This window comes from uncultured Meiothermus sp. (assembly GCF_937863175.1).
GTDB lineage: Bacteria > Deinococcota > Deinococci > Deinococcales > Thermaceae > Meiothermus.
Genome location: NZ_CALMCQ010000412.1, coordinates 1 through 8,400, shown reverse-complemented (window position 1 = coordinate 8,400; position 8,400 = coordinate 1). Strand labels below are relative to the sequence as shown.

Annotated in this window: 12 protein-coding genes; 5 read left to right on the top strand and 7 right to left on the bottom strand. The window is 60.5% G+C overall.

Going from position 1 to position 8,400, the window contains the following annotated elements; all coding sequences use genetic code 11:
• The 4 genes from Q0288_RS15560 to Q0288_RS15545 form a co-directional block, all read right to left on the bottom strand.
• Window positions 1-242: EamA family transporter (locus Q0288_RS15560; RefSeq protein ID WP_366914789.1), on the bottom strand; the 242-nt coding region annotated here is incomplete at its 3' end.
• Window positions 239-679 (bottom strand): GNAT family N-acetyltransferase, encoded by a 441-nt coding sequence (locus Q0288_RS15555; protein ID WP_299432415.1) that lies wholly within the window; start codon window positions 677-679, stop codon window positions 239-241. The genes Q0288_RS15555 and Q0288_RS15560, both read right to left, overlap by 4 nt.
• Complete coding sequence (locus Q0288_RS15550) at window positions 676-1,233, bottom strand: cysteine hydrolase family protein (protein WP_299432412.1); 558 nt, start codon at window positions 1,231-1,233, stop codon at window positions 676-678. The genes Q0288_RS15555 and Q0288_RS15550 overlap by 4 nt, the downstream gene beginning before the upstream one ends.
• A 44-nt stretch (window positions 1,234-1,277) precedes the next feature.
• On the bottom strand, window positions 1,278-1,619 hold the full coding sequence (locus Q0288_RS15545; RefSeq protein ID WP_299432409.1) for a cupin domain-containing protein: 342 nt from the start codon (window positions 1,617-1,619) through the stop codon (window positions 1,278-1,280).
• 196 nt (window positions 1,620-1,815) lie between these two features.
• Between Q0288_RS15545 and Q0288_RS15540 the strand changes: the two genes are divergently transcribed.
• From Q0288_RS15540 to pdxY, 4 genes are all read left to right on the top strand, one after another.
• Window positions 1,816-2,280, top strand: a complete 465-nt coding sequence (locus Q0288_RS15540) for an Lrp/AsnC family transcriptional regulator (protein ID WP_299432406.1) — start codon at window positions 1,816-1,818, stop codon at window positions 2,278-2,280.
• 161 nt (window positions 2,281-2,441) lie between these two features.
• The gene (locus Q0288_RS15535; protein ID WP_299432403.1) at window positions 2,442-3,089 is read left to right on the top strand and encodes a monothiol bacilliredoxin BrxC family protein; all 648 of its coding nucleotides are present in this window, start codon (window positions 2,442-2,444) and stop codon (window positions 3,087-3,089) included.
• Window positions 3,090-3,406: 317 nt separating this feature from the next.
• Window positions 3,407-4,297: a histone deacetylase gene (locus Q0288_RS15530; protein ID WP_299432418.1), complete on the top strand. Its 891-nt coding sequence runs from the start codon at window positions 3,407-3,409 to the stop codon at window positions 4,295-4,297.
• Between the two features lie 226 nt (window positions 4,298-4,523).
• Window positions 4,524-5,405, top strand: coding sequence for a pyridoxal kinase PdxY (gene pdxY / locus Q0288_RS15525; protein WP_299432400.1), 882 nt, complete (start codon window positions 4,524-4,526; stop codon window positions 5,403-5,405).
• A gap of 264 nt (window positions 5,406-5,669) precedes the next feature.
• Here pdxY and Q0288_RS15520 read toward each other — a convergent pair whose 3' ends face one another.
• The 3 genes from Q0288_RS15520 to Q0288_RS15510 form a co-directional block, all read right to left on the bottom strand.
• Window positions 5,670-6,371 carry an anti-sigma factor gene (locus tag Q0288_RS15520; protein WP_299432397.1) on the bottom strand — a complete coding sequence of 234 codons (702 nt, stop codon included), beginning with the start codon at window positions 6,369-6,371 and terminating at the stop codon, window positions 5,670-5,672.
• Entirely contained in the window at window positions 6,361-6,912 is a 552-nt protein-coding gene (locus Q0288_RS15515) for a sigma-70 family RNA polymerase sigma factor (RefSeq protein ID WP_299432394.1), read from the bottom strand. Before Q0288_RS15515 ends, Q0288_RS15520 begins: the two co-directional genes overlap by 11 nt.
• Before the next feature lie 404 nt (window positions 6,913-7,316).
• Complete coding sequence (locus Q0288_RS15510; protein ID WP_299432391.1) at window positions 7,317-7,562, bottom strand: hypothetical protein; 246 nt, start codon at window positions 7,560-7,562, stop codon at window positions 7,317-7,319.
• Between the two features lie 117 nt (window positions 7,563-7,679).
• Between Q0288_RS15510 and Q0288_RS15505 the strand changes: the two genes are divergently transcribed.
• Window positions 7,680-8,300, top strand: a complete 621-nt coding sequence (locus tag Q0288_RS15505) for a DUF480 domain-containing protein (protein WP_299432388.1) — start codon at window positions 7,680-7,682, stop codon at window positions 8,298-8,300.
• The last annotated feature ends 100 nt before the right edge of the window (window positions 8,301-8,400 follow it).

Below are 8,400 nucleotides of genomic sequence, written 5' to 3'. Positions count from 1 at the left end.
GCCCCCCCCCCCTCTCCGAGCTTAGGCGGAGGCATGCCCCGCCAGCGCAAAAACACAAACAGTACGCCGCCTGCCACCAGGAAGCGAATCGCACTGCCCAGAAAAGGAGGGAAACCCTGCACCGCGTAGTGGATGGCCAGATAGGTCGAGCCCCAGATAAAATAGAGCGCCAACAGAGAGACCACTACCCGCACCTGGGAGTTGGGGCGGGGGGCATACCCAGGGGCCGTAAAGGGATTCATAGCCGGTAGGTATAGGTGCGATACTCGAGGTCAGCCTGCCAGCCGCAGCGCTCGTAGAGCTGCTGGGCTGCCCGGTTGCTATGGGCGGTTTCCAGTTGCAGCCCGGCTGCGCCGCCCATCCGGGCAAAGGCCACCGCCGCTTCCAACAAGGCCTCCCCTACCCCATGTCCACGGGCTTTGGGGGTCACATAGAGGTCGTTTAGAATCCACCAGCGGGCCATGCGGGTAGAGGAAAAGCTGGGGTAGAGCTGGGTAAAGCCCAGGGGCTGAAGCTCCTTCCGTGCCAGAAAAATTGCCGACTCGTTGCGTTCCAGGCGCTCCTGCAGAAACTGCCTCGCACCTGCCCAATTGCCTGGCTGGTGGTAAAACTGGCGGTAGTCATCAAACAAACCCGTCAGCGCCTCCAGGTCTTCCAACCCGGCTTGAATCACCTTCACAAGGGCTCCTGGCCCGACACCGCCTGGGTGCTGACCACAGCGCAAAATTCGCCATCCAGGCTGGCCAGATGCACCCGATGGATCTGCTCGGCAGAAATCCACTCGCCCTGGAGGCTTTTCCTGGCAAAAGCAGCGCAGGCATCCCCTACCAGCCACACCTCGAAACCCAGGTTGCCAGCCATGCGAACGGTGGTGGAGACACAGTGGTCGGTGGTGAGGCCCGCCACCACCAGGCGACCAATGCCCTGCTGGTGTAGATAGGACTCCAGATCGGTGCCGATAAAGGCACTGTTCACCGTTTTGCCAAAGACCGGCTCACCCACCAGCGGGCGGGCTTCGGGCTTGAAGTCGTGGCCCGGCTGGCCGGGGCGCAGTGGTGAAGTGGGGCGAACCGAGTGGTGCTTGACATGAATTACCGGCTTTCCAGCCGTGCGAAACCGGGCCAGCAGGAGCGCTACGTTGGCCTCGAGCTGAGGGTTGTTGCGCTCGCCCCAGTAAGCGAAATCATCCAGACCTTTCTGAATATCTATCAACAGCAAAGCTGTCTTGGACATACATCCTCCTCCCCCCTCCCGCCAAAGGAAGAGAGTCCGGGTTTCTATGTTTCGGCCGGGCCAAAAATTACCAGAATTTCCAGCCGCTCCTGAATGTCGAAGAACTTGTGCTCTACCTGAGCCTGCACAAACACCACGCTGCCGGGCTGCACCGGGGTTACCTGGCTGCCTACCCGGATTTTGCCCTTACCTCGCAACACCACATACACTTCGTCCTCGTTGTGGGGGTTCTGGGGGTCGGCAGCACCTGCCTCCAGCACATACCATCCAGCGCTCAAGCTGGGAACCCTCAAGAACTCCAGGTAGAGCTTAGCGGCCCGCACCCGCTGGGCCTCGAGCTGCTCGAGGGTGAACACATAGGGTTGGATGCTGTTTTCCGCAGGCATCTTCACCTCCATTAATGCTCAACCTGAGCCAGGATGGGTGTTGGCTAAATGGATCCCCGAGGAGGATAGCAGGGAACGGCTCAGGTTGAGGGTCTGGATATATTCCCTGGGTCTGACCCACCGGAATGTAGCAATTATATACAGCATAACTCCTTTTTGTCTATATGTTGTTCGGGGATTTGCTACAATAGCGAATATGGTTCAGTTAGATGGGCGCGATAAAGCCATTTTGCTCGAGCTACAACAAGAAAGTCGCCTTTCCTATGCTGAAATTGGCAGCCGGGTAGGGCTTTCCCCGGCGGCTGTACACGATCGGGTCAAAAAACTGGAGCGTAAAGGGGTGATCAGGGCCTATACAATTCAGGTGGATCCCGAAACCCTGGGTCTCAAGCTAACCGCGTTTGTAGCCATTCGGCTGGACAACAACTTCACCGGGCGGGAGATTCAACCGGGCCTCGAGCAATTCCACCAGATCGAGGAGATCCACAGCATCGCTGGGGAGACCGACCTCCTCCTGAAGGTGCGCACCACCGACACCAAAGCCCTGGAAGCTCTCATCTATCGCATCAAGAGCGTACCAGGGGTGGCCCGGATTACCTCCACCATCGTGCTCTCGACGGCCCTGGAAGGCCGCCCCCTGGTTCCAAGCGATACTGGCTAATACCAGCTTCACCAGGATAATCCTCCATACCCTTCGAGGCTATCCTGGCCGAGCCTCGAGGAGTCGGTTGATTCCAACAAACAACCCGCCCCCCGGACGGGATGGGCGGGAAGTGTCCCGGCTAACGTTTGCATCCCACCCCTGCCGCTAGACTCGGAGTCATGAGAGAGCGCATGTACGCTATTACCACGCCCGAAGAAGCCGATAGGTTCATCGAAAGCCAGCCCATCGCAGCGGTATTCAAAGCGGGAACCTGCCACAAGACCATGCAGGGCTGGGGCAACGTGGAAAAAATGCTGCGCGAACGCCCCGAAATCCCGGTGGGCATCATCAAGGTGGTCGAGGATCGCCCGGCCTCCAACCGGGTGGCCGAGCGCACCCAGATCGTGCATCATTCGCCCCAGATCATCCTGTTTCGTAACGGTCAGCCGCTGTTTGAGCTGAACAACTGGCAGATCACCCTCGAGAACCTCGAGCCCCTGTTTAGCCAGCACCTTGCCGAGGTCAAGGTCGAAGACCCAGAGTCGGGCGGCGCCAGCAACCTGGACAACTACAAGCGCCTGCTGGATGCCTACCTCGGTGGGGCGGTGGGCGAGCCGCAGTTCACCTGGACATATCTAAACATGTTCCGTGAAGATGCCTCGCTGCGTTCACAGGAAGAATTCACCCTGCTCAACTCGCTGTTTGGCAACCCCGACGAGCATCACATTCACCCCCAGGCCATCCTTCAGTTCGAGCAGGAAAACCCCCAGGCCAGACCCCTGCGAGAACGGGTGCAGGCCCTGCGGGCCCAACTCGACACGCTGTAAAACCGCAAAAAAACCCTCCCGGCGGGAGGTTTGGAAAATTGGGCCTGGCTCGAGCGCAGGGAAATAAACGGCCAGGTAATTAGGCTTAGCCTCGAGAGGTTCCAATGGGAACCTTATGAGCAGGGGTGGCTCGAGGCTAAGCAAGGTCAGAGTAGCAATTACTTGTGTAAATGGTATGGAAAAGGGGGCCTGGGAAAATCTGTCCTGCTGGGGATAAATGTCCCTATCGGCGGGTGGTCTCGACGACCCCCCTGTATTCGCGCCTCCCCGGGCCAGCCCACACAAGGCTGAGGGGTTTTGTGGCATCTTGGGGGAGAATGCGCCGGGCCTACTCCACCGCTCACTGGGCTCTCGAGCTTCCAGACTACCACCCTTTCCCCAGGTACAAATATGGGGGGGTTGCCGAGGTGCTTCGAGGCGAACTAGACCTACAACCTGCCCCCGCCATGGCCTGGGAAACCCTGGCCCTGGCCCACGATCTCAGTTACCTGCAAAAGCTTCGGTGGCAGGGACTCAGCCGCCAGGAGGCCCACCAGGTTGGGCTACCCTGGACCCATAGCTTGCTGACGCGGGCTTTGCACGCTGCGGGAGGCACCCTGGCCGCTGCGCAGGATGCGCTGGAAACCGGTCTGGGTCTCAACCTGGCCGGTGGAACCCACCACGCCTATGCCAACCGCGCCGAGGGCTACTGCCTGTTCAACGATGTGGCGGTGGCGATCGCCTCCCTGCGGGCTGAAGGCTGGAGCGGAAAAGCGTTAATCGTAGACCTGGATGCCCACCAGGGCAACGGCACGGCTGTCATGTTTCAGCAAGACGATCGGGTGTTTACCCTCTCGGTACACGCCGAACGCAACTACCCGCTTAGAAAGGAGCGGAGCGACCTGGACGTAGGGCTGGGAGATGGAGCAGGCGATAGCGAGTACCTGCAAGCCCTGGAACCAGCCCTGGAGAAGTCTTTTGCCCACAAGCCCGACCTGGTTTTTTTCAATGCCGGGGTGGATGTGCTGCAAAACGATAGATTTGGCCGGTTGGGGCTAAGTTTGAACGGGTTAGGTCGGCGCGATAAGCGGGTGTTTGAGCAGGTGAACCAGGCCAGGGCATCGCTGGTAGTGGTGATGGGAGGAGGCTATAACCGCGACCCCAACATGACCGTCGCGGGGCACGCCCAGACCTACCGGCTGGCCCACGAGACCCTGGGAGACCGATGAGTACGACGGCTCACAAAACCATCCCCTGCAGGGTCGCGGTAGACCTGGCCGGCAAGTGTCTACAGGGTGAACATGAATCCTTGAGGGGCGATAGGTCTACGGAAATTCCAGTCCGATCCCCCGCGTTGGCGCACGCCTTTGCAGACCCATGTGTAACCTCCCTCGGATGAGCCTCGGCTTACCCAGCATCTGGTAGCCCTCGAGCTGTTTCCTTTAGACTGCCCCCATGCAACCGCCCCGCAGCATTCTTTCCCTGCAGAGCTGGGTGGCCTACGGCCACGTCGGCAACGCCGCCGCTGTCTTTCCTCTGCAACGCATGGGCTTCGAGGTCTGGGCCATCCACACCGTGCAGTTCTCCAACCACACCGGCTACGGGCAGTGGAAGGGCATGATGATGCCGCCCGAACACCTGAACGCCATAGTGGAAGGTATTGCCGAACGTGAGGTGTTGGGGCAGTGCGACGCGGTGCTGTCGGGCTACATGGGCAGCGGAGGCACCGCCGAGGCGATTCTGTCGGCCCTGGCCAGGGTACGCCAGCTTAACCCCAGGGTGCTGTTCTGCTGCGATCCGGTGATGGGCGACGAGGGGCGGGGTCTGTTCGTGCGCCCCGAGATTCCCGAAATCATCAAAAACCAGGTGCTGCCCCAGGCCGATATCATTACCCCCAACCAGTTCGAGCTGGAACTGCTCACCGAGCTTTCGGCCAAAACCCTGTGGGAAGTGCTGGAAGCCGCCCAGACCGTTCGCACCCACATCCACCCCGGTGGCCCTCGCATCGTGGTGGTTACCAGCATGTTGCGCGAGGGAGCCCCCGAGGGCAGCATCGAAACCCTGGCGGTGGCCGACCAGGGTGCCTGGCTGGTACGCACCCCCCGCATCCCCCTCGAGCCCCCTCGCAACGGAACCGGCGATGCCATTGCAGCCTTGTTTTTGGGCCACTACCTCCAGACCGGTGATGTTGTGCTCAGTCTGGAGAATGCGGTCTCGGCCATGTACAACATGCTGCTGCTCACCCATCAGTTGAACACCCGCGAGATTCAACTGGTTGCCGCCCAGGAAGAATACGTTAGCCCCAGTCGGCGCTTCCCTGCCGAAAAAGTGGGTTGAGCAGGCCGTGTAAAGCGTGCTCTAATCTGGGGGCTGGACTTCTCAAAGAATCCCCATCGCGTAACCCTTCCTGCACTTCCCGGGCGTCGTCTTTACACTTTCCCCCAGGGGAGAAAATATGCACCGCAGAAGATTTTTTGCTGGCCTCGGCAGGGTTTGCCGGCAGTCTGTGGCTGGGGCAAGCGCTGGATCCCAGCGAAGGCTTGCGCTGTGCAGCGGGAGCTACCCCAGGCCCGGTGAGGAACGCTGCGAGAAGCAGCCCTTTCAGTTCTGTATCGGCAAAGCCCGAATCTGGGTAGGGTACTGGCTTCCTCCGGCCTGTTCCTCGGTGATGTGCACGACCTGGAAGCCGGGGGGCATACGAAACACCTTGAGCCCCCCTCGGAAGGTATCCAGCCCGATATGTTGCTCCCCCTGCACCCCCCAGAGCTGGTAGGCTTTTCCGGGGGGCGGTGGGGGGAGGTTAACCCAGATCAGGGCCAGGCCGTCCTTGCGCAAAATGCAGCGTCCCACAGCCTGGTTTTTCTCGTTCACCAGCGTTACAAACTGGCTGTGTGGATCGGTGAAGGCTTCCACCCACGGGTAGGCCAGCATCCCGCACCAGCCCAAAAAACCCAGCACCGCCACCACCACCGCCGAGGCCACCCAGCGCGGCCAGACGGCTGCACGTGGGGGGGAGTTCCTGGACAGCAGGAGAGGCTCCGGCCCGCCAGTGGTGGGAGGGTCGGGACTGGACAGCCTGGGGTCAGTCGTCCGCACCAGGGCCAGCACTCTGGCCTTGAGTTCGGGGGACGGCTGCTTTGTGGTCAGCTGGCTCAGATCGGCCGCGGTCTCTTGCAAAGCCCTTAACTCGGCCCACAGCTCAGGGTACCGCTCCAATCCCTCTTCTACCCGCCGATACTCGCTTTCGGGCAGGGCCTGGAGGACATAGAGAGGCAGCAGCTCGCGCAGTTCGTCAAGCCTCACGCAGCACCTCCCGCAGCTTCATCATGGCCCTGGAAAGTTTGGCTTTAAGGGTTCCGAGCGGCATGCCCAGCAATAGAGCAGCCTCGGGATAGGTATACCCCTGATAGTGCAGGGCCTGGATGATGGCCCGCTCATCGGGTAGCAGCACCTGCAAGGCCCGTTGCAGCCGAATCCGGTTGAGGGCGTTCTCCTCGCCCAAACCCTCCCCCGGCACATCAAAGGCTTCGTCATTATCCAGCGGCTTTAGGGCCTTGGGTCGGCTGGCCTCGGCCCGCACCCTATCCACGCAGTAGTGGTGTCCGACCGCCAGTATCCAGCTTCGCCCGCTGGCTTTTCTGGGGTCAAATGAAGCCGCCTTGTTCCATAAGCGCAAAAAGATTTCCTGTACCGCATCTTCCTGGGCTTCTTTGCTAAAACCCATGCGGTAGGCCAACCCCAGCATGGCGGAGGCATAGCGGTCGTACAGGACGCTCAATGCACTTTCCTCTCCTCGAGCCGCCAGGGCCAGGAGGGCTTCGTCTGGGAAACCTTCCAGGCTCATCTGGCCCATCCTACTGTACGTATAAGTGGCGCCCAAAAGATAAGGGGTCACGGCTCACCTCGAGTCGCGACCCTGGCAGCTTCAGAGACCGGGCAGTGGCTTTTCAATGGTTTGGGCCTGAATGGTATCTCCTCTCGAGATACTTCCCCCAATGGGCCACTGCACTGCTCCGAAGTGGTTTCCCCAGTATGCCCATCCACTGGGCAAGGCCTGGGTTATTTGGTACAGGGTCTCCAATACCAGACCAACAGCCGTGAAAAGGAGTATGGCTTTTTACCCTCCGCGACCGAACCCTGGACGAGCTGGCCCGGGGCGAAGGCAGGGTCTATTGCGAAAAAGTTCTGGTCTATAAACCCTGCCAGCCGGTGCTGCATCACCTCCGCTGGCAAAAAACCGTGGATGAGTCAGCGGTAACTTTCCAGCAACTCCGCCAGCCGGTTACGGTTAAGGTGGTGTTGCTCGGCACTTTGCTTGAGCAACCGCAAATCCAGTTTGTGGTTGAGGCCTGCATCCATCAGGGGCTGTAGAAAACGGCGATCGCCCACACCGGCGCACACTGCCTCGGCGAGTTCGCGGGTTTGTTGCAACACCCGGCGGGCGCGGGCATCGCCCATCGCGGCCATCTGGGCAACGCTTTCAGACAGGCTCATGGCTGAATGAGTCTAGCCCCTCGAGGTAAAAAGTGAATTAACGCCCAGGTAACGCTCTAAGGACGCGCTCGGGGCTCACCTTAAAATTGGCCTGACCAATGCGATAAAATCCTGCTTGTGAACCCTTTGAACGACGCTGAAGTGCGGGTACTGGGCACCCTGATCGAAAAGCAGTACGCCACCCCGGACTACTACCCCATGACCGAGAATGCGGTGCGGCTGGGGGCCAACCAGAAAAACAACCGCAACCCCGTCACCAACCTGAGCGAGGAAGAGGTGCGCGAGGCCCTGGACTCCCTCCAGCGCAAACGGCTGTGCGGCATGTTCCGCGAGCACGGCGCACGCGCTCCCAAGTACCGGCAGTTTTTCGATCGGGAGTTCAAGCTCGAGTCCCCCGCGGCCAACGTGATGGCGGTTTTGATGCTGCGAGGCCCGCAAACCCTGGGGGAGATCCGGGCCAGGGTCGAGAGCATGAACCACAGGTTTGCTTCGCTCCAGGAGGCCCTGGCTGTGGTGCAAACCCTGATCAGCCTGGCCCCTCACCCGCTGGCGACGCAACTGGAACGTCAGCCCGGCGAACGTGAGGTTCGCTATGCCCACCTGCTGGCTGGAACTCCAGCCCCCATCGTTCGGGTGGAGGAGAAGAGTGAGCTGGAAAGCCGGGTAGAAGCCCTCGAGGCCGAGGTGCGCGACCTGCGAGCGGCGGTGGAAGGCCTCAGAAAGGCGCTGGGCGGGTAGGCAAAGCAAAACCGAGGCCCGGTGGCCCCGATTCCAGGTTTGGTGGGCGATGTAGGATTTGAACCTGCGACCCCACGCGTGTGAACAGAAAAAGTGCGCT